At 60.8% G+C, this 20,478-nt stretch carries 15 protein-coding genes; 11 read left to right on the forward strand and 4 right to left on the reverse strand.

What is annotated here, in order from left to right; genetic code table 11:
* The first annotated feature begins 174 nt into the window (after nucleotides 1–174).
* The 9 genes from betI (at nucleotide 175) to yccS (ending at nucleotide 14,323) form a co-directional block, all read left to right on the forward strand.
* Nucleotides 175–768 carry a transcriptional regulator BetI gene (betI, locus tag ACXX9E_RS03290; RefSeq protein ID WP_077574838.1) on the forward strand — a complete coding sequence of 198 codons (594 nt, stop codon included), beginning with the start codon at nucleotides 175–177 and terminating at the stop codon, nucleotides 766–768.
* Nucleotides 769–876: 108 nt separating this feature from the next.
* Nucleotides 877–2,349: a betaine-aldehyde dehydrogenase gene (gene betB / locus ACXX9E_RS03295; RefSeq protein ID WP_123469433.1), complete on the forward strand. Its 1,473-nt coding sequence runs from the start codon at nucleotides 877–879 to the stop codon at nucleotides 2,347–2,349.
* Nucleotides 2,350–2,509: 160 nt separating this feature from the next.
* The gene (gene betA / locus ACXX9E_RS03300) at nucleotides 2,510–4,213 is read left to right on the forward strand and encodes a choline dehydrogenase (RefSeq protein WP_186748708.1); all 1,704 of its coding nucleotides are present in this window, start codon (nucleotides 2,510–2,512) and stop codon (nucleotides 4,211–4,213) included.
* 282 nt (nucleotides 4,214–4,495) lie between these two features.
* Nucleotides 4,496–5,938 carry a TldD/PmbA family protein gene (locus ACXX9E_RS03305; protein WP_267805905.1) on the forward strand — a complete coding sequence of 481 codons (1,443 nt, stop codon included), beginning with the start codon at nucleotides 4,496–4,498 and terminating at the stop codon, nucleotides 5,936–5,938.
* Entirely contained in the window at nucleotides 5,938–7,275 is a 1,338-nt protein-coding gene (locus ACXX9E_RS03310; protein ID WP_322375867.1) for a TldD/PmbA family protein, read from the forward strand. Before ACXX9E_RS03305 ends, ACXX9E_RS03310 begins: the two co-directional genes overlap by 1 nt.
* A gap of 223 nt (nucleotides 7,276–7,498) precedes the next feature.
* Nucleotides 7,499–8,926 carry a multidrug transporter subunit MdtD gene (gene mdtD, locus ACXX9E_RS03315; protein WP_123469443.1) on the forward strand — a complete coding sequence of 476 codons (1,428 nt, stop codon included), beginning with the start codon at nucleotides 7,499–7,501 and terminating at the stop codon, nucleotides 8,924–8,926.
* A gap of 316 nt (nucleotides 8,927–9,242) precedes the next feature.
* Nucleotides 9,243–10,580: an ATP-dependent RNA helicase DbpA gene (gene dbpA / locus ACXX9E_RS03320; RefSeq protein ID WP_256591983.1), complete on the forward strand. Its 1,338-nt coding sequence runs from the start codon at nucleotides 9,243–9,245 to the stop codon at nucleotides 10,578–10,580.
* Between the two features lie 157 nt (nucleotides 10,581–10,737).
* Entirely contained in the window at nucleotides 10,738–11,916 is a 1,179-nt protein-coding gene (locus ACXX9E_RS03325) for a BaiN/RdsA family NAD(P)/FAD-dependent oxidoreductase (RefSeq protein ID WP_128616481.1), read from the forward strand.
* A 223-nt stretch (nucleotides 11,917–12,139) separates the two neighbouring features.
* Nucleotides 12,140–14,323 carry a YccS family putative transporter gene (yccS, locus tag ACXX9E_RS03330; protein ID WP_267805903.1) on the forward strand — a complete coding sequence of 728 codons (2,184 nt, stop codon included), beginning with the start codon at nucleotides 12,140–12,142 and terminating at the stop codon, nucleotides 14,321–14,323.
* Between the two features lie 126 nt (nucleotides 14,324–14,449).
* On the opposite strand, the gene ACXX9E_RS03335 is transcribed toward yccS, so the two are convergent.
* Nucleotides 14,450–15,187 (reverse strand): substrate-binding periplasmic protein, encoded by a 738-nt coding sequence (locus ACXX9E_RS03335; protein WP_458555028.1) that lies wholly within the window; start codon nucleotides 15,185–15,187, stop codon nucleotides 14,450–14,452.
* A 256-nt stretch (nucleotides 15,188–15,443) separates the two neighbouring features.
* Here ACXX9E_RS03335 and ACXX9E_RS03340 point away from each other — a divergent pair, with 256 nt between their 5' ends.
* Entirely contained in the window at nucleotides 15,444–15,896 is a 453-nt protein-coding gene (locus ACXX9E_RS03340; RefSeq protein ID WP_340134823.1) for a GNAT family N-acetyltransferase, read from the forward strand.
* A gap of 187 nt (nucleotides 15,897–16,083) precedes the next feature.
* On the opposite strand, the gene ACXX9E_RS03345 is transcribed toward ACXX9E_RS03340, so the two are convergent.
* Genes ACXX9E_RS03345 through ACXX9E_RS03355 form a run of 3 tightly spaced genes read right to left on the reverse strand, consistent with a single transcriptional unit; the run spans nucleotide 16,084 to nucleotide 19,067 of the window.
* Nucleotides 16,084–16,380, reverse strand: coding sequence for a winged helix-turn-helix domain-containing protein (locus ACXX9E_RS03345; RefSeq protein ID WP_008081019.1), 297 nt, complete (start codon nucleotides 16,378–16,380; stop codon nucleotides 16,084–16,086).
* Nucleotides 16,381–16,404: 24 nt separating this feature from the next.
* Nucleotides 16,405–16,899: a M48 metallopeptidase family protein gene (locus ACXX9E_RS03350; RefSeq protein WP_267796804.1), complete on the reverse strand. Its 495-nt coding sequence runs from the start codon at nucleotides 16,897–16,899 to the stop codon at nucleotides 16,405–16,407.
* Nucleotides 16,900–16,943: 44 nt separating this feature from the next.
* Nucleotides 16,944–19,067 carry a putative bifunctional diguanylate cyclase/phosphodiesterase gene (locus ACXX9E_RS03355; protein ID WP_123469455.1) on the reverse strand — a complete coding sequence of 708 codons (2,124 nt, stop codon included), beginning with the start codon at nucleotides 19,065–19,067 and terminating at the stop codon, nucleotides 16,944–16,946.
* 319 nt (nucleotides 19,068–19,386) lie between these two features.
* Here ACXX9E_RS03355 and ACXX9E_RS03360 point away from each other — a divergent pair, with 319 nt between their 5' ends.
* Nucleotides 19,387–20,055 (forward strand): polysaccharide lyase family 7 protein, encoded by a 669-nt coding sequence (locus ACXX9E_RS03360; RefSeq protein WP_123469457.1) that lies wholly within the window; start codon nucleotides 19,387–19,389, stop codon nucleotides 20,053–20,055.
* The last annotated feature ends 423 nt before the right edge of the window (nucleotides 20,056–20,478 follow it).

Here is a 20,478-nt window from a genome sequence, read left to right on the forward strand (position 1 = left end):
GCATTTTCGGATGTCGGTTTATCGCCATTTACACGTAGGAAAAATCTGTAAATCGCGACGATTTGTCGCAGATCTTATTCTTTGTTGATTGAACGTTCAATCAAAACAAAATAGACTGGCCCTCAATCCGGTAGCCGTTTTTCGTCCGCCGGAAGGCCTAAGGAGATGTGCAAGATGCCCAAGGTCGGTATGCAACCCATCCGCCGCCAACAACTGATCGAAGCCACGTTGCAGGCGGTCGATCAGGTCGGGATGGGGGACGCCAGCATTGCGCTGATCGCCCGTTTGGCCGGTGTCTCGAATGGCATCATCAGTCATTACTTTCAGGACAAGAACGGCCTGATTGCCGCCACGATGCGGTATCTGATGAATGTCCTCAGCGAGAACGTCACCGCACGCCGTCAGGCGCTGGCAGACAGCAGCCCACGGGCGCATCTGCAGGTGATCATCGAAGGCAACTTCGACGCCAGCCAGGTCAATGGCCCGGCAATGAAAACCTGGCTGGCCTTCTGGGCCACCAGCATGCACCAGCCGTCTTTGCACAGGTTGCAGCGGATCAACGATCACCGTCTGTATTCCAACCTGTGCTGCGAGTTCCGCCGTGTGTTGCCGCTCGAAGATGCGCGCAGCGCCGCGCGAGGACTGGCAGCGTTGATTGACGGTTTGTGGTTGCGCGGCGCTTTGTCGGGAGACGCTTTCGACACGGCGCAGGCGCAACAGATCGCTTACGAATACATGGATTTCCAATTGGCCAAGAAGGTGAGCTAGAGCACACAGAAAACGCTCAGCCCCTGAACTGTTACCGACCAGCGATGCCACAGCTACATGGCTCACCCGGTGACCAACGCCAACCACTCATGCACTTGCGAGGACACTATGGCCCGTTTCGAACTGCAAAAACTCTACATTGATGGCGCGTACTCCGACGCTGGCAGCGATGCCACCTTCGAAGCCATCAACCCGGCGAACGGTGAAGTCCTCGCCAACGTGCAACGTGCGACCAAGGAAGACGTCGAGCGTGCCGTGGTCAGCGCGGAAAAGGGCCAGAAAATCTGGGCAGCGATGACCGCCATGGAGCGTTCGCGCATCCTGCGTCGCGCCGTCGACATCCTGCGCGAGCGCAACGATGAACTGGCTGCGCTGGAAACCCTGGACACCGGTAAAGCCTTCTCCGAAACCAAATACGTCGACATCGTCACCGGCGCCGACGTGCTGGAATACTACGCAGGCCTGGTGCCAGCGATCGAAGGCGAGCAGATCCCGCTGCGTGACACTTCCTTCGTCTACACCCGTCGCGAACCGCTGGGCGTGGTCGCCGGTATCGGCGCGTGGAACTACCCGATCCAGATCGCCCTGTGGAAATCCGCACCAGCCCTGGCGGCCGGTAACGCGATGATCTTCAAGCCAAGCGAAGTTACCTCGCTGACCACCCTGAAACTGGCCGAAATCTACACCGAAGCCGGCCTGCCCAACGGCGTGTTCAACGTGCTGACCGGCAGCGGCCGTGAAGTCGGCACCTGGCTGACCGAACACCCGCGCATCGAGAAAGTCTCCTTCACCGGCGGCACCGACACCGGCAAGAAAGTCATGGCCAGCGCTTCGGCTTCGTCGCTGAAAGACGTGACCATGGAACTGGGCGGCAAGTCCCCGTTGATCATCTGCGACGACGCCGACCTGGATCGCGCCGCCGACACCGCAATGATGGCCAACTTCTACAGCTCCGGTCAGGTCTGCACCAACGGCACTCGCGTGTTCGTACCGAGCCACCTGAAAGCCGCTTTCGAAGCCAAGATCGTCGAGCGCGTAGCGCGCATCCGCATCGGCAACCCGGAAGACGAAAACACCAACTTCGGCCCGCTGGTCAGCTTCGCCCACATGGAAAGCGTGCTGGGTTACATCGCCAAGGGTAAAGAAGAAGGTGCCCGCGTTCTGTGCGGCGGCGAGCGTCTGACCGACGGCGAGTTCGCCAAAGGCGCTTTCGTTGCACCGACCGTGTTCACCGATTGCACCGACGAGATGACCATCGTCCGTGAAGAAATCTTTGGCCCGGTGATGGCGATCCTCTCCTACGAGACCGAAGAAGAAGTGATCCGCCGCGCCAACGACACCGACTTCGGCCTGGCCGCCGGTATCGTGACCAAAGACCTGAACCGCGCGCACCGCGTGATTCATCAGCTGGAAGCCGGTATCTGCTGGATCAACGCCTGGGGCGAGTCCGACGCGAAAATGCCGGTGGGCGGTTACAAGCAGTCGGGCGTGGGCCGTGAAAACGGCATCAGCTCGCTGACCAACTACACACGCATCAAATCGGTACAGGTCGAGCTGGGCGATTACGTCTCGGTGTTCTGATCAGCTAGCTGATCAGCTAGCTGATCAGCTGCAAGCGGCAAGTTTGAAGCTGCAAGTAAAAGCAGTTTGGGGTTGCCGCCCTCCCCGATTTCGAAGCCACAGCTCGCTGCTTTTTCTTGCAGCTTGAAGCTTGTGGCTTGTAGCTCCCCCAGGAGAACTTATGACTCAAGAATACGACTACATCATCATAGGGGCCGGTTCTGCAGGTAACACACTTGCGACCCGTCTGACTGAAGACGCAGGCGTCACCGTTCTGCTGCTCGAAGCCGGCGGCCCGGACTATCGTTTCGACTTCCGCACGCAAATGCCGGCTGCCCTGGCATTCCCGCTGCAGGGTCGTCGCTACAACTGGGCTTACGAAACCGATCCAGAGCCACACATGGACGGTCGCCGGATGGAATGCGGTCGCGGCAAAGGCCTCGGCGGCTCCTCGCTGATCAACGGCATGTGCTACATCCGTGGCAACGCGATGGACTACGACGGCTGGGCGAAACTGCCAGGCCTGGAAGACTGGTCGTACCTCGACTGCCTGCCGTACTTCCGCAAAGCGGAAACCCGCGACATCGGCCCGAACGACTACCACGGTGGCGACGGTCCGGTCAGCGTGACCACGCCGAAGGCCGGCAACAACCCGCTGTTCCACGCCATGGTCGAAGCCGGCGTGCAGGCCGGTTACCCGCGCACCGAAGACTTGAACGGCTATCAGCAGGAAGGCTTCGGCCCGATGGACCGCACCGTGACGCCGAACGGCCGTCGTGCTTCCACCGCCCGTGGCTACCTCGACGTCGCCAAGAAGCGTTCGACCCTGACCATCGTCACCCACGCCCTGACCGACAAGATCCTGTTCGAAGGCAAGCGTGCGGTCGGCGTGCGTTACCTGGTCGGTTCGGCTGAAGAGCGCGTGGAAGTCAAAGCACGCAAGGAAGTCCTGCTGTGCTCCGGCGCCATCGCTTCGCCGCAGATTCTGCAGCGTTCCGGCGTCGGCCCGGCAAAACTGCTGGAAAGCCTCGACATCCCGGTCGTTCATGACCTGCCAGGCGTCGGTGAAAACCTGCAGGATCACCTTGAGCTGTACCTGCAATACGCTTGCACTCAACCGGTTTCGCTGTACCCGTCGCTGCTCTGGTACAACCAGCCGGCCATCGGTGCCGAGTGGCTGTTCAACGGCACCGGCATCGGCGCCAGCAACCAGTTCGAAGCCGGCGGTTTCATCCGTACTCGCGAAGAGTTCGAATGGCCAAACATCCAGTACCACTTCCTGCCGGTGGCGATTAACTACAACGGCAGCAACGGTGTTAAAGAGCACGGTTTCCAGGCTCACATGGGTTCCATGCGTTCGCCGAGCCGTGGTCGCATCCAGGTCAAATCCAAGGATCCGCGCCAGCACCCGAGCATCCTGTTCAACTACATGGCCACCGAGCAGGACTGGCAGGAATTCCGTGACGGCATCCGCCTGACCCGCGAAATCATGCAGCAGCCGGCACTGGACGCCTTCCGTGGTCGCGAAATCAGCCCGGGCATCGACGTGCAAACCGATGAGCAGCTCGACAAGTTCATCCGCGAGCACGCCGAAACTGCGTTCCACCCGTCCTGCTCGTGCAAGATGGGCACCGACGACATGGCCGTCGTGGATGGCGAAGGTCGCGTGCACGGCATGCAGAGCCTGCGTGTGGTCGATGCCTCGATCATGCCGATCATTACCACCGGCAACCTCAACGCGCCGACGATCATGATGGCCGAGAAAATCGCCGACAAGATCCGTGGCCGCAAACCACTGCCGCGCAGCAACGCGCCGTACTACGTTGCGGGCGATGCGCCGGTGAAGGGCAAGCCGATGCGTGATATCACGCCTGTTGCTCAGTAAGTCGTAATACCGCGTCAAGGCTGATCGCTGGCAAGCCAGCTCCCACAGGGTTTTGTGTCGTTCACAGAAATTGTGTTCACCAAAAACCTGTGGGAGCCTGGCTTGCCAGCGATGAGGCCTGGCCATTCAGCACAAATCCCCCCGCTGCACAGTAAATCCCCCTACACCCCCTCTTCACTTGATCCTACCCCCACGCAGGCCTACTCTAGACCTCGCGCAATCGTTTCACCCCTCCCCGCCGAATCGCTGCACCCCGCAACTCCATAACAAGGAGGTTCCCGAATGTTCGATTTCCACCCCCAGCTCAAGCAGCGCTTCGCTGCCTTGCGCACGGGCGCCGAGTTCTTTTCCCTGCGGTATGTACGCGAGTCCGGCCAATACCTGTCGGTGCGCAAGAACGTCGCCGAGCCGCCGAGCCTGAGCCGCGACGAGGGCGCGATGCTCACCGTGCGCGTCAACGGGGTCGAGGCCTATGCCGCCACCAACGACCTGTCGCAGCAAGGCCTGCAAGCCGCCCTTGAACGCGCCGAGCAACAGGCCCGGCGGCTCAAGCCCCACGCCTTGCTCGACCTGCGCGAGCAGCCGGTGTCGAGCGACCGCGCCGACTACTTCTCGCCCAATCTCGAACAACCCTTCCCGTCCCTGAGCGAATGCTTCGAGCTGCTCGGCGCGGAATCCGCCTCGGTGCCCAAGGATGAGCGCCTGGTGAACTGGCAAGTGAGCATCGGCATTACCCATGTCGAGCAGATCTACCTGAGCAGCGCCGGTGCCGAATTGCGCCAGGCCCAGCGTTTCGTCTACCCGAGCCTCGATGTCACTGCCTACGACGGCAACGACAGCCAGACCCGCAGCCTCGGCCGCGAGAACTTCGGCCAGCAGGGTGGCGCCGATGTGATCAGCCGTTGCGGTCTGGTCGGTGCCGGCCCGCAAGTGGCGGATCAGGCCCTGCAACTGCTGCTCGCGCCGAACACTCCGCAAGGCCCGCGCGACCTGTTGCTGATGCCGGATCAGATGATGCTGCAGATCCACGAGTCCATCGGTCACCCGCTGGAGCTGGACCGCATCCTCGGTGACGAGCGCAACTACGCCGGCACCAGTTTCGTCAAAACCAGCGACTTCGGTAGCCTGCAATACGGTTCGAAATTACTTAACGTGACCTTCGATCCGGGCATTCCCGAAGAGCTCGCCAGCTACGGCCATGACGACGACGGCACGGCGGCAAGCAAACAGTTCCTGATTCGCGATGGTTTGCTGCTGCGTCCTCTGGGCGGTGCACTGTCGCAATTTCGCGCCGGTCTCGACGGCGTCGCCAACAGCCGCGCCTGCGGCTGGAACCGCCCGCCGATCGACCGCATGGCCAACCTCAATATCGAGCCGGGCGATCAGCCACTGAACAAACTGATCGAAGGCATCGAGCACGGCATCCTGATGAGCACCAACCGCTCCTGGTCGATCGACGATGCGCGCAACAAATTCCAGTTCGGCTGCGAGTGGGGTCAGTTGATCGAAAACGGCGAACTCAAAGGCGTGGTGAAAAACCCGAACTATCGGGCGATTTCCGCGCACTTCTGGAAGAGCCTGCGCGCCGTCGGCGATGCCAACACCGTCAAAGTGCTGGGCACACCGAACTGCGGCAAGGGTGAACCGAACCAGGTGATTCGCGTCGGCCACGCTTCGCCGGCCTGCGTATTCAGCAACGTTGATGTGTTTGGGGGAGACGCCTGATGAGCATTTCGAAGAGTCAGTCCGACGCCTTCAAGGTCATGGTCAATTGGCTGCGCGACAGCGTGCGCGAGCCGGAACAATTCACCCTCAGCTTCGCCGCCGAGTCCTCGGCATTCGTGCGTTTCAATCACGCCAAGGTGCGGCAGGCCGGGCAAGTGCAGCAGGCCAATATCGTCCTGAAGCTGATCAACGATGGCCGCCACGCCGATCTGCAAATCACCCTGTCCGGCGATCAGGAAGCCGACCTGCAACGCCTCGCCGAGGGCCTGCATCAATTGCGCGAAACGTTGCCGTTGCTGCCGCAGGATCCGTACTTGTTGCTCAATCACAACGGTTGGCAGAGCGAGAACGTGCAGGAACATCCGCTGCCGGACACCGAGCAGGTGGTCGATGAAATCTGCGCCGCCGCTGAGGGTCTGGATCTGGTCGGCTTCTACGCCGCCGGTCCCATCAGCCGCGGTTTCGCCAGTTCGTCGGGGGCGTTCGGCTGGCACCAGGCCAACAGCTTCAACTTCGATTTCAGCCTGTTTCACGACAATGGCGAAGCGGTGAAGGCCAGCTACGCCGGGCATGACTGGAGCAGCGAAGGGTTCGCCAGACGCTTCCAGCAGGCCCGCGAGCAACTGGCATTTCTCGGCCGCCCGTTGCGCACGCTGGCGCCGGGGCAGTACCGCGCCTATCTGGCACCGGCGGCACTGGAAGAAATCATGGGCATGTTGAGCTGGGGCGGTTTCTCGGCGCAGTCGATTGCCAGCAAAAGCAGTCCGCTGCAAAAACTGTATGTCGGCGATCAGACGTTCAGTCCGCTGGTGTCGCTGGACGAGAAAGTCAGCGAATCGTTGAGCCCGGCGTTTTCCGGCGAGGGTTATCCGCGCAGTGATTTGCGGCTGATCGTCGACGGCAAGGCGGGCGATCAGCTGGTCGGCTCGCGCAGTGCGGCGGAATACGGCCTGACCGCCAATGGCGCCAGCGGCGGCGAATCACCGAGTGCGCTGAACATGGCGGCGGGGAACCTGTCGCAGGCAGAGATCCTCAAGCAGTTGGGCACCGGGCTGTACATCAGCAACCTGTGGTACCTGAACTTCTCCGATCAACCAGCGGCGCGCTTGACCGGCATGACCCGGTTTGCCACCTTCTGGGTCGAGAACGGCGAGATCCAGGCGCCGGTCAGCACCATGCGTTTCGACGACAGCGCCTACAGCCTGCTGGGTTCGCAGCTGGAAGCGTTGACCGCCGAGCGTGAGTTGTTGCTGTCGGCGAGTACGTACAGCCAGCGCAATACTTCGTCGGCGTTGCTGCCGGGGGCGCTGGTCAGCCGCCTGACCCTAACCCTGTAAACACGCTATTCCCCAATACACAGGGGCTTGAGTACAAGGCCCTGTGGCGAGGGGATTTATCCCCGTTGGGTCGCGCAGCGGCCCTGAGAAGGTGGGTTGCGATCCACCTGATTCACCGAGGTGGGGGATATAAGGGGCGCTGCGCACCCCAACGGGGATAAATCCCCTCGCCACAGGGTTTCAGTCAGAACAGAAATTTCGGATAACACCAACAAGAGGTTCCATGCCCAACCGCCCGCCTCTCGACGCCATCACCGCACGCTGGTTGCCGTGGGTCGTCGCCATTGCATTCTTCATGCAGTCCCTCGACGGGACCATCCTCAACACCGCCCTGCCGGCCATGGCTCGGGATCTGGCCGAAGACCCCTTGCGCATGCAAGGCGTGATCATCGCCTACATGCTCACCGTGGCCCTGCTGATACCGGCCTCAGGCTGGATCGCCGACCGCTTCGGCACCAAGAAGATCTTCTTCGGCGCGATTCTGCTATTCAGCTTCGGCTCACTGCTCTGCGCGCTGTCGAGCAGCCTGAGCATGCTGATTGGCGCGCGGGTCATTCAGGGCCTGGGCGGTGCGCTGATGCTGCCGGTCGGACGCTTGGTGGTGCTGCGCGCCTATCCACGCTCGGAACTGGTGCGGATCATGGGCTTCATCACCATTCCCGGCCTGCTCGGCCCGTTGATCGGACCGACCATGGGCGGCTGGATGGTGCAGTACCTGACGTGGCACTGGATCTTCCTGATCAACCTCCCGGTCGGCGTCATCGGTTGTTACGCGGTGTGGAAGTTCATCCCCGACCTGCGCGGCAGCGAGCGCACACGGTTTGATAGTCTCGGTTTCCTGCTGTTCGGCGCGGCGATGATCCTCATCACCATCGCCATGGAAGGCCTTGGCGAATTGCACCTGCCGCACTTGCGGGTGATGTTGCTGCTGTTTGCCGGTCTGGCCTGTCTGGCGGCGTACTGGCTGCGCGCCGGGCACGTGGAAAATCCGCTGTTCGCCCCGTCGCTGTTCAAGACCCGCACCTTTGCCGTCGGCATTCTCGGCAACCTGTTCGCCCGACTGGGCAGCGGTGCCCTGCCGTTTCTGGTGCCGTTGCTGCTGCAAGTGGCGCTGGGTTATTCGCCGTCCCAGGCCGGGATGAGCATGTTGCCGCTGGCCGCTGCGGCGATGTTTGCCAAGTGGATGGCACGCCCGCTGATCGAACGCCTCGGCTACCGCATCGTGCTCACCGGCAACACCCTGGCACTGGGGATCATGCTGGCGAGCATGGGCCTGGTCAGCGAGCAGACGCCGTACTGGCTGCTGCTGTGCCTGCTGGCCGTGCTTGGCGCGATCAACTCGCTGCAATTCACTGCAATGAACACCGTGACCCTGATCGACCTCGACGACGCCAGCGCCAGCAGCGGCAACAGTTTGCTGTCGGTGGTGGCGCAATTGTCGTTGAGTCTGGGGGTGGCGTGCGCCGGTGCGTTGCTCGGTGGCTTTACGGCAGAGATCGGCAACGATGGCGTGGAAACCGTGCTCGGCGCGTTCCAGCTGACCTTCGTCACCGTCGGGATCATGGCGATGCTCGCCGCGACGATTTTCTCGCAACTGTCGAAAGAAGACGGGCGGCGGGCCAAGCGTCCGGAAGAACACATCGAACACTAATGTGTGATGCAGGGCTTTTGTGGCGAGGGGATTTATCCCCGTTGGGGTGCGCAGCAGCCCCAAGAAGGTTGGATGCGATCAGCCTGATGTTCCGAGGTGGCGGGTATAGGGGGCGCTGCGCACCCCAACGGGGATAAATCCCCTCGCCACAAGGAATGCTGTTTGCCACTGGGTTTGATGTGCATTGCACACTGTTCGTCCAGAACTTTCGAAGAAAGTGGCACGGGGCTGCTACACTGCGCGACATTTTGTTTTGCAGGCCAGTCCCGTGACCACCATCGCCACCGCTTTTAATACTCTGCCGCTGTCCGCCGCCATGCTGGCTAACCTCGAATCCCTCGGTTATGCCCAGATGACGCCGATCCAGGCGCAGAGCTTGCCGGTGATCCTCAAGGGGATGGACCTGATCGCCCAGGCCAAGACCGGCAGCGGCAAGACCGCCGCGTTCGGCATTGGCCTGCTCAACCCGATCAACCCGCGCTACTTCGGTTGCCAGGCACTGGTGATCTGCCCGACACGTGAGCTGGCCGACCAGGTCGCCAAGGAAATCCGTCGTCTGGCCCGTGCCGAAGACAACATCAAGGTCCTGACCCTGTGCGGCGGCGTGTCGTTCGGCCCGCAGATTGCTTCGCTGGAACACGGCGCGCACATCATCGTCGGTACCCCGGGGCGTATCCAGCAACACCTGCGCAAGGGTTCGCTGGTGCTCGACGGCCTGAACACGCTGATCCTCGACGAAGCCGACCGCATGCTCGACATGGGTTTCTACGACGCCATCGAAGACATCATCGAACAGACCCCGTCGCGCCGGCAGACCCTGCTGTTCTCCGCCACGTACCCGGTGGGCATCAAGCAACTGGCGTCGAAATTCATGCGTGATCCGCAAACGGTGAAAGCCGAAGCGTTCCACGACGACACGCAGATCGAACAGCGCTTCTACGAGATTTCTCCGGAAGAACGCATGAGCGCGGTGACCAAAGTCCTGCACCACTTCCGCCCGGCCTCCTGCGTGGCGTTCTGCTTCACCAAGCAGCAGGTGCAGGAAACCGTCGATCACCTGACCGCCAAAGGCATTTCCGCCGTCGGCCTGCATGGCGACCTGGAACAGCGTGACCGCGATCAGGTGCTGGCGATGTTCGCCAACCGCAGCACCTCGGTTCTGGTCGCCACCGACGTCGCCGCCCGTGGCCTGGACATCGACGCGCTGGACATGGTGATCAACGTCGAGCTGGCCCGCGACTCGGAAATCCACATTCACCGCGTTGGCCGTACCGGTCGCGCTGGCGAGAAAGGCATCGCGGTCAGCCTCGTTGCACCGTCCGAAGCCCATCGCGCGCAAGCCATCGAACAGCTGCAGAAAGCCCCGCTGAACTGGGATCAGGTGGACAACCTCAAATCCCAGGGCGGCGCGCCATTGCAGCCACCGATGAGCACCCTGTGCATCGCCGGCGGCCGTAAAGACAAAGTGCGTCCGGGCGACATCCTTGGCGCGCTGACCGGCGACGCCGGCATCCCGGGCGCCCAGGTCGGCAAGATCGCGATCTTCGACTTCCAGTCGTATGTGGCGGTTGAGCGCACCGTGGTCATGCAGGCGCTGCAGCGTTTGAACAACGGCAAGATCAAGGGCCGTTCGCTGCGCGTGCGTGTTTTGTAAACGATCTTCCATCCGAGGAAGGTCCCTGTGGGAGCGGGCTTGCCCGCGATGACGGACTGACAGACAACATCCATGTTGAATGTGCAGGCCTCATCGCGGGCAAGCCCGCTCCCACATGGGCCGCCGGTGATTTTGAAATTTGTGTGAGGACACCGTTTTGCGCTCTACCGAAGTCGTGATCATTGGCGCTGGCGCCGCAGGGTTGATGTGTGCACTGACCGCCGCCGGGCGTGGGCGTGAAGTGTTGCTGCTCGATCATGCGAACAAGGCCGGCAAGAAAATCCTGATGTCCGGCGGTGGCCGCTGCAATTTCACCAACATGTACACCGAACCGGGCAATTTCCTCTCGCACAACCCGCATTTCTGCAAATCCGCACTGGCGCGTTACACCCAGTGGGATTTCATCGGCATGGTCGGCAAGCACGGTGTGCCGTACCACGAGAAGAAGCTCGGCCAGCTGTTCTGCGATAACAAATCCAGCGACATCCTCGGCATGCTGCTCGACGAGTGCGATCAGGTCGGCGTCGAGTTGCACCTGGACACCTCGATCCAGACCATCGAGAAGGTCGAAAACGGTTACCTGCTCGACACCACCCTCGGCCAGTTGCAGTGCCAGTCGCTGGTGATCGCCACCGGCGGACTGTCCATCCCGACACTGGGCGCCACCGGTTTCGGTTATCAGGTGGCCAAACAGTTCGGCCATGAACTGCTGCCGACCCGTGCCGGGCTGGTGCCGTTCACCATCACCGATCAGCTCAAGGAACTGTGCACCGAGCTGTCCGGCACATCGGTGGATTGCCTGGTCAGCTGCAACGACCAGAGCTTTCGCGAGAACATCCTGTTCACCCACCGTGGCCTCAGCGGCCCGGCGATTCTGCAGATCTCGTCGTTCTGGGAGCCGGGTGACACCGTGGAGATCAATCTGCTGCCGGACCACGACACGGCCGCGTGGCTGCAACAGCAAGTGGCCGAACGCCCGAACAGCGAACTGAAAACCCTGCTCGGCGAGATCTTCACCAAGAAGATGGCCAACCTGCTGGCGGACAACTGGTTCGTCTCCAAACCGATGAAGCAGTACACCCACGCCGAACTGGCGCAGATCGCCGACAAGCTGGGCAGCTGGAAAGTCGTGCCGGCCGGCACCGAAGGCTATCGCACGGCCGAGGTCACGCTAGGCGGCGTCGACACCCGCGAAGTGTCGTCCAAGACCATGGAATCACTGAAAAGCCCTGGCCTGTATTTCATCGGCGAAGTGCTCGACGTCACCGGCCACCTGGGCGGCTTCAACTTCCAGTGGGCCTGGGCCTCGGGTTACGCGGCCGCGCAGTACGCCTGATCCAAATACAAAACCCTGTGGGAGCGAGCTTGCTCGCGAATGCGGTCTTTCAGTCAACTTTGTGGTGACTGACACATCGCATTCGCGAGCAAGCTCGCTCCCACAGTGGTTTGTGGTGTATGTAAAAGGAACACTTTTTGCTGTCAGATGTGCTCGGCGCCATTGCGTCGGCGTCATTACTGGCTCAATTTAGCGGCATCGCCTCGGAAGGCCTTCGCACTTCATGTCCTCGACCTCGTTTCGTCAGTCTTTGCGGCGCCTGTGGGCGCTGGATAAATTCAGCTACAGCGTGCGGGTGTTCATCGCCCTCACGGGCAGCATGGCGCTGTGTTGGTATCAGGATGAAATGGGCCTGCTGATCCCGTTGTTCCTGGGGATCATCGCCAGCGCCCTGGCCGAGACCGACGACAGTTGGCAGGGCCGCCTCAACGCCCTGGCGGTGACGCTGGTGTGTTTCAGCATCGCCGCGCTGTCGGTGGAATTGCTCTTCCCCTACCCCGTCGTATTTGCCATCGCCCTGGCCTTGGCCAGCTTCGGCCTGACCATGCTCGGCGCCCTCGGCGAGCGCTATGGCGCGATTGCTTCGGCGACGTTGATTCTGTCCGTATACACGATGATCGGCGTCGATCAGCGCGGCGGCGCGGTCACCGATTTCTGGCACGAACCGATGCTGCTGGTGGCCGGTGCCGCGTGGTACGGCTTGCTCTCGGTGTTGTGGCAGGCGATGTTTTCCAACCAGCCGGTGCAGCAAAGTCTGGCGCGGTTGTTCCGCGAACTGGGCTTTTACCTGAAGCTGAAATCATCGCTGTTCGAGCCAATCCGGCAGATGGACGTCGAAGCCCGGCGCCTGGAACTGGCACAGCAAAACGGTCGCGTCGTGGCAGCACTGAACAGCGCCAAGGAAATCATCCTGCACCGGGTCGGCAACGGTCGTCCGGGTTCGAAAGTCAGCCGCTACCTCAAGCTGTACTTCCTCGCCCAGGACATCCACGAACGCGCCAGTTCTTCGCACTATCCGTACAACGCGCTGGCCGAAGCGTTCTTCCACAGCGACGTGCTGTTCCGCTGCCAGCGCCTGCTGCGCCAGCAGGGCAAAGCCTGCCGGGCCCTGGCCGAGTCGATCCAGATGCGCCAGCCGTTCATCTATGACGCCAGCTTCGCCGAAGCCCTGAGCGACCTCGACGCCTCCCTTGAACACCTGCGTATCCAGAGCAACCCGGCGTGGCGCGGCCTGCTGCGTTCGCTGCGCGCACTGGCGGCCAACCTCGGCACCCTCGACCGCTTGCTCAGCGATGCGAGCAACCCGGATGCCCTGGCCGATGCGACCGACAGCAGCCTGCTCGACCGTTCGCCGCGCAACCTCAAGGACGTATGGGTGCGCCTGCGCACGCAACTGACGCCGACCTCTTTGCTGTTCCGCCACGCCCTGCGCCTGCCACTGGCATTGAGCATCGGCTACGGCATGGTGCACCTGATTCACCCGTCGCAAGGCTACTGGATCATCCTCACCACGCTGTTCGTCTGCCAGCCAAACTACGGCGCGACGCGACGCAAACTCGGGCAGCGGATTCTCGGCACCGCCATCGGCCTGACCGTGGCGTGGGCACTGTTCGATCTGTTCCCCAGCCCGCTGGTGCAGTCGTGCTTCGCGATCGCCGCCGGGGTGGTGTTCTTTATCAACCGCACCACCCGCTACACCCTGGCGACCGCCGCAATCACCATCATGGTGCTGTTCTGCTTCAACCAGGTTGGCGACGGCTACGGGCTGTTCCTGCCGAGGCTGTTCGATACCTTGCTCGGCAGCCTGATCGCCGGCCTGACGGTGTTCCTGTTCCTCCCGGACTGGCAGGGTCGACGCCTGAACAAGGTGCTGGCCAACACCCTGACCTGCAACAGCATCTATCTGCGCCAGATCATGCAGCAATACGCCGCCGGCAAAAGCGACGACCTCGCCTATCGCCTGGCCCGACGCAACGCGCACAACGCCGACGCGGCACTGTCGACCACGCTGGCAAACATGCTGATGGAGCCGGGGCATTTCCGTAAGGAAGCAGACGTTGGCTTCCGTTTTCTGGTGCTGTCGCACACCTTGCTCAGTTATTTGTCAGGGCTGGGTGCGCATCGCGAGACTCAGCTACCGGCGGAAGTGCGTGAACACCTGATCGACGGCGCCGGGGTGAAGCTGGCCGCCAGCATTGATGAAATCGCCCAGGGATTGGCGAACAAGCAACCAGTGGCGATTCAAAGCGATGAAGAAGAAGCGCTGGCCAATGAGCTGGAGCAGATGCCGGACGAGATTGATGAAGGACAGCGACTGGTGCAGACGCAACTGGCGCTGATCTGCCGGCAGCTGGGGCCGTTACGGACGTTGGCGGCGCACCTGATCAAGGACACGGCCGACGTTTGAGGTGGCCGGACTGGCCCCATCGCTGGCAAGCCAGCTCCCACAGGATTTATGTACACCGCAAAACCTGTGGGAGCTGGCTTGCCAGCGATGAGGACATCAGCCACAAAGAAGATTCTGGATCAGAACTCACATCCCATGCTGCCTCAACAACTTGTCATAACTGCCATCCGCCTTCATCGCCGCAATCGCCTTATCAAACCCGGCCACAATCTGCTCATGCTGCGGATTCTTCAGGCTCACCAGAATATGCAGGCTGTTCTCGCTCAACGGCTTGGGCAGAAACTCCAAGGCGTTGCGCACTTTCGGTGATTCGCGGGCCAGGTAATAGCGCGCGACGTACTCGTCTTCCAGCGTCAGTTTGACCCGATCCGCCGCGAGCATGCGCACGGCCATGGCGAAGTTATGCACAGGGACTTTCTGCAGCGCCGTGTCGGCGTCGAACGGCGCCGAATAGGTGTAACCACGCACCACCGCAATCGGATACGTGTGCAGTTGCTGCAGATTGTTGTAGTCGAGCGGCGTGTCTTTGCGTTTGAGAAAGCGGATACGGTTGAGCAGATACTCACCGGAGAACTGGCCGAGTTTGGTGCGCTCGTCGTTGTACCAGGCGTTGACCAGCACGTCATAACGCCCTTCGCCCACTCCCAGCAGCGCCCGTGCCCACGGCACTTGTTCATAGTCGCTGGCATAACCGGCCCGGGCCAGCGCGGTGCTGACAATGTCGGTGGCCAGACCGCCGTTGACCAGCGTGTCATCCGTAAAGGGTGGCCAGATATCAAACACCAGCCGCAGCTTTTCCGCTGCAGCGCTCTGGCCCAGCAAGAGCAATCCGACCAGAGCAACGGCTCGATGCAGTCGCGGCATGCTTGAAAATCCTTAGCGGGCGGGCTGCCCGACGTGTTTTTCAGTCAAAACCCCAAGGCCCCGTACCGGCGAAACCCAGGCCCTAACATTAGCTCATTGAAGCCAGTGCACAGCGCTCACCAGCAGATTACACAAAGAAGACAAGGCTGCGAGAAAGGAATGATGGCATTTTGACCTTTGTCACAGACTCTTACGCCATACAGACATCTTTGGCGCGTGCGCTTAGTATCGGGCGACACGTTCAAGGAATCGGCAAATGACTATCGAGTGGATCTGCAAACATCACAGCGACCTGGGTAAAGAGCAGCTGTACGCGCTTCTGAAATTGCGCTCGGAAGTGTTCGTGGTCGAACAGAAATGTGCGTATCCGGATCTCGATGGTCAGGATCTGGAGGGCGACACCTACCATTTGATGGGTTGGGACAATGATCAGTTGATGGCGTACCTGCGCCTGCTGGACCCGGAATCCCAGGGCGGTGACGTGGTGATCGGCCGCGTGGTCACGGCGCCGCAGGGGCGCGGCAAAGGGCTCGGCCACGAAATGATGGAACAGGCGCTGAAACAGGCCGAGAAGCATTGGCCACAGGTGCCGATCTACCTGTCGGCACAGGCGCATTTGCAGGGGTATTACGGCAAGTACGGCTTTGTGGTGGCGGGTGAGGAGTATCTGGAGGATGACATTCCGCATATCGGGATGCGTCGTTCCTGAACAGCCCTCACCCTAGCCCTCTCCCAGAGGGAGAGGGGACTGACCTTATTGTCTTGCGTCAGACATCGACCTGAAAAACCGCGTCGATTATGGATTCACAGCGACAATTTCAGGTCGGCGTACCTCTCCAATATCCCCCAATCGGTCCCCTCTCCCTCCGGGAGAGGGCTAGGGTGAGGGGCTTTTTTCAGGGATACTCCAGAACAGCCTTGATCTGCCGCAAATTACGCTCGATCCACCCGCGATCAATCGCCCCCCACTCACGAATCCGATAGCGCCCGGCGTGATTACGCGCGCCCTCTTCCTGCTCGAATTCACAGACGATATCCAGATCCGCCAGCGCGGCAATCGTGTCCTGCGCCGTGCGCCGGGGCATGCCAGTCACATCGGTCAGTGTCGGCACACTCGGCGCCAGACCGCTGTCGATCAGGTACGCCACGTACAAGCGGCGGTAGAAACTGCTTTTGGTCTTGCTGACGTCCATCCACACCTTCCTGGTTGCGTACTGTTAAGCCTGCATATCCCGCCACGTCAGATACACCCGCAGATCGAACTCGACCTGGTGATACCCCGGCAGCATGTGCTCGCACAATTTATAGAACGCCTTGTTGTGATCCGATTCCTTGAAGTGCGCCAGTTCGTGCACCACGATCATTTTCAGGAAGTCCGGCGCGGCGTCCTTGAACAACGAGGCGATACGGATCTCTTTCTTCGCCTTGAGCTTGCCGCCCTGCACCCGCGACACCGTGGTGTGCAGGCCGAGGGCGCGGTGAGTCAGGTCGAGGCGGTTATCGAACAGCACCTTGTCGATAGCGGGCGCGTTGCGCAGGTATTCCTGCTTCAGGTCCAGCGCGTAGCTGTACAACGCTTTGTCGCTCTGCACATCGTGGCGCCCCGGATAGCGTTGGCTCAGGTAATCGCCCAGACGCCCTTCGGCAATCAGTTGGCGCACCTGGTCCTGCAATTGCGCGGGATAGGCCTGGAGGTACTTCAACACAGTCATGACGGGCGACACGGTTCGCAAAAAGGTGCGCCAGTGTAGCGAATTCAACCGGGCAGCGCGCTCCAGTCGAAGGGCTCGGCGAAACTGGCGGCGTCTTCGGCGATCAATGGCCGTGCCACAAGAAAACCCTGCACGTATTCGCAGCCATGAGCTTGCAGCCATTGGTACTGCTCAATGGTTTCGACCCCCTCGGCGATCACCAGCAAACCGTACTGTTTGCACAGATTGATCACCGTACTGACCAGCGACGCATCGCGCTGGGAGTCCGGCAAGCGCGCAATCAGATGGCGGTCGAGCTTGAGCGTATCGAGTTCCAGATCACGCAGATGCGCCAGCGAACAGGGTCCGGAGCCGAAGTCATCGAGTGCCACACGCACCCCGAGATTACGCAGCAGGCGCAGTTGCTTGCGGGTTTCATCGGGGTTTTGCATCAAGGCTTCTTCGGTCACCTCGACCTCCAGCTGCCGCGGCTGCAAGGCATGTCGCTCCATGACCTGACGCAATTCGGTGACCAGATTCGGCAGGCTGAACTGGGTGTTGCTCAAACTCACCCCCAGGACCAGATCTTCGGCGAACAGGGTTTCCCAGGCTTTGCGCTGGCCGGCGCCACGATGATAAATCCAGCTGCCGAGGCGGCTGATCAGCCGCGCCTCCTCCAGCAACGGCAGGAACAGGCCCGGTGGCACATCGCCGACGCTCGGGTGCTGCCAGCGCAATAGCGCCTCGAAGCCACGAATTTGCCCGGTGTCGATCGCCACTTGCGGCTGATAGACCAGATTGAAGTCGCGGTTCTCGATGGCGCTGCGCACGCTTTCTTCGAGCATCAGTCGTGAGCGGGCCCGGCCGTTCATTTCGTGATCGTAAAAACGATATTGCTGACGCCCGGCGCGCTTGGCTTCGTACATGGCTATGTCGGAGGCACGCAGCAAACCGTCCAGATTCGATCCGCAATCGGGATAAGTGGCGATGCCGATGCTGGCGCCGAGGGCGATGTCCAGCCCTTCGATTTGCTGACAGATCGACACACGCTCGATGAGTTTCTCGGCAATCTTCGCCGCCTGCTCGGGAAACTCCAGATCCAGCAGCGCCGTGAACTCGTCGCCGCCCATGCGCGCAAGAATATCGAACGGGCGCAAACACGCCTTCAATTGCTCGGACACCCAGCGCAGTACACGGTCACCGGCATCATGCCCGAGCGAGTCATTGACGCGTTTGAAACCGTCGAGGTCCAGGTACAGCAACACCCAACTGCTGTCGTTGCGTTCGCCACGCAACAACAGGTTTTCCACCGTCTGATAAAAGCCGCGACGATTGAGCAACCCGGTCAATGGATCGGTGACGGCCTGAAATTCCAGCTGCTGATGCAGATGACGCACCACCGACATATCCAGCACCGTGACCACCATCGCCTGTTGCTCGGCGGGTAACGGCGCACAGGACAGCGCCACCGGCACCTGCTGGCCCGGAGCGGTACGCAGCAAAGCGTCATGCAGGCGCAGGGTTTCGCCGCGTTTGTAGCTGCCCTTGAATTCAGAATCGGCCCACAACGGAATGTGCGGTTTCTGCAGGTAATCGAGAAATTCCTTACCCTCCAGCTCCTTCACCGGCGCATTGAGCAACCGTGAAATCGCCGGGTTGGCGAAGCGGATCAAGCCATCCTCGCCGAGCACCAGAATGCCTTCGGCCGCGTTGTCCAGCACCGACGCATTGAAGGCCCGGGCCACCTCCAGATCATGGGACAAACGCTGCAAGGCCCGGCGATTGCGCTGGTGTTCCAGCAACGCCTGCACTTTCGGCTTGAGGATCTGCGGGTCGAAGGGTTTGAACAGGTAATCCACCGCACCACTGGCATAGCCCTTGATCACGGCGTCCTGGGATTGTTCATTGGCGGTCAGGAAAATAATCGGCGTGAGGCGCGTGCGCTGGCTGCCGCGCATCAATCGCGCCACTTCAAAGCCGTCCATGCCCGGCATCTGCACGTCCAGCAGCACCAGATCGACATCGTGAGTGAGCAACAGATTGAGCGCTTCGAAACCGGAGGCTGCGGTGATGACGTGCCAATCCTGACGTTGCAGCAACGCGCGCATGCTGATCAGGTTTTCAGGGTAATCATCAACGATCAAAAGGACAGAGCTGCCTTCACCTGGCGGGGGTTGCGCGCATTCCATGCTGCTTCTCTTGTCGGGACTTCAGGGCGATTCCGGTAAAACCGTACACACATCGAGCCTTCACTCTAGTCGTGGATCCGAAAAAGCAGAAGCTGTCATCAAGCCATCATTTAACCAAAGCGTGAGTTTGCCGACTAACGGTCACCGCTGAAGCCCCCGGAAACCGGCAGAGATGGCATTTCGACAGGATGTTGACGTCAATCATCCGCCAAGCGGGCATTAACAAAAAATCTCTCTACGCTTATAAAGGCCGCCCCAAAAGGCGCGAGCTAGAGCTTCTGGCACCCGCGTACAGGATGAACCGAGTGGAAGAACCGACATGATCGATCTCGCAACCTGGAACCTCAGCGTTCCCGTTGGCAGCCCGCCATACACCGTCGAAACCTCCAAACTGGTGAACGGCTTCAAAGATCAATACTTCCATTCCGACACCGGCACCTTGTTTTTCTGGTCACCGGTCACCGGGTCAAAAACCGAAAACGCCATCTACCCGCGCACCGAACTGCGCGAAACCTTCAGCAACGGCACCTTGCGCAACTGGTACTACCCCGACGCCGACAACCTGCTGCGCGCCACCCTCGCGGTGAACAAGGTCCCCAGTTCCGGCAAGATCGTCATTGGCCAGATCCACGCCTACGAAAGCCAGAAGCCGATGGTCAAACTCGAATACCAGTACAAGACCAAAACCGCGACCGGCAACCTGGTGATCAAGGTGCGCATGCACCCCGATGACGACGAAAGCCGCGTTATCACCCTGGCCACCGGGATCAAACTGAACAACGAATTCAACTACCTCATCCACTTGAGCCCCGGCGGCGCACTGGGTGTGAGTGCGGCGGGTTACCAGTGGGATTCGCAAATCAGCGCCACGTGGCGCAACAAGCCGCTGTACTTCAAGGCCGGCGTGTATGTGCAGGACAACACGGGCTACACCAGCGAAGGTGGCCAGGTGACCTTCAGCAAACTGGATATCGACCACGACAAATAACAGCATGACTAGCACTGCCCCCCCGATGCTCGGGGTCTGGTAAAAAACCTGTGGTGAGGGGATTTATCCCCGTTGGGTCGCGCACTGGCCCCCGCTCTGCACTGAAAGCTGGGACCTGCTGCGCAGTCCATCGGGGATAAATCCCCTCGCCACAAGGCCCTCGTCTACGCCACTTAAACACCTTTGTTTAAAGGCTCATGCGGTTACTTCCGGATGCCTACAACAGCTTGCGTCGATGCCTACGGGTACGCCAGAATCCGCCGGCTTGTGCGCCTGGCGGGCCGTCGGTAACTTGATTCGCGTCACTGATTTCCAGTGATCGGGTTTAGTAGCCCGAGGTTTCAAGCGTTGTGCACAAGCATCTGTCAGTCAGGGATTTCGATTCCTGCGCTCGATGGCAGCTGTGCGCAGGGCACCTCCGGG

The organism is Pseudomonas sp. GNP014 (genome assembly GCF_054344005.1).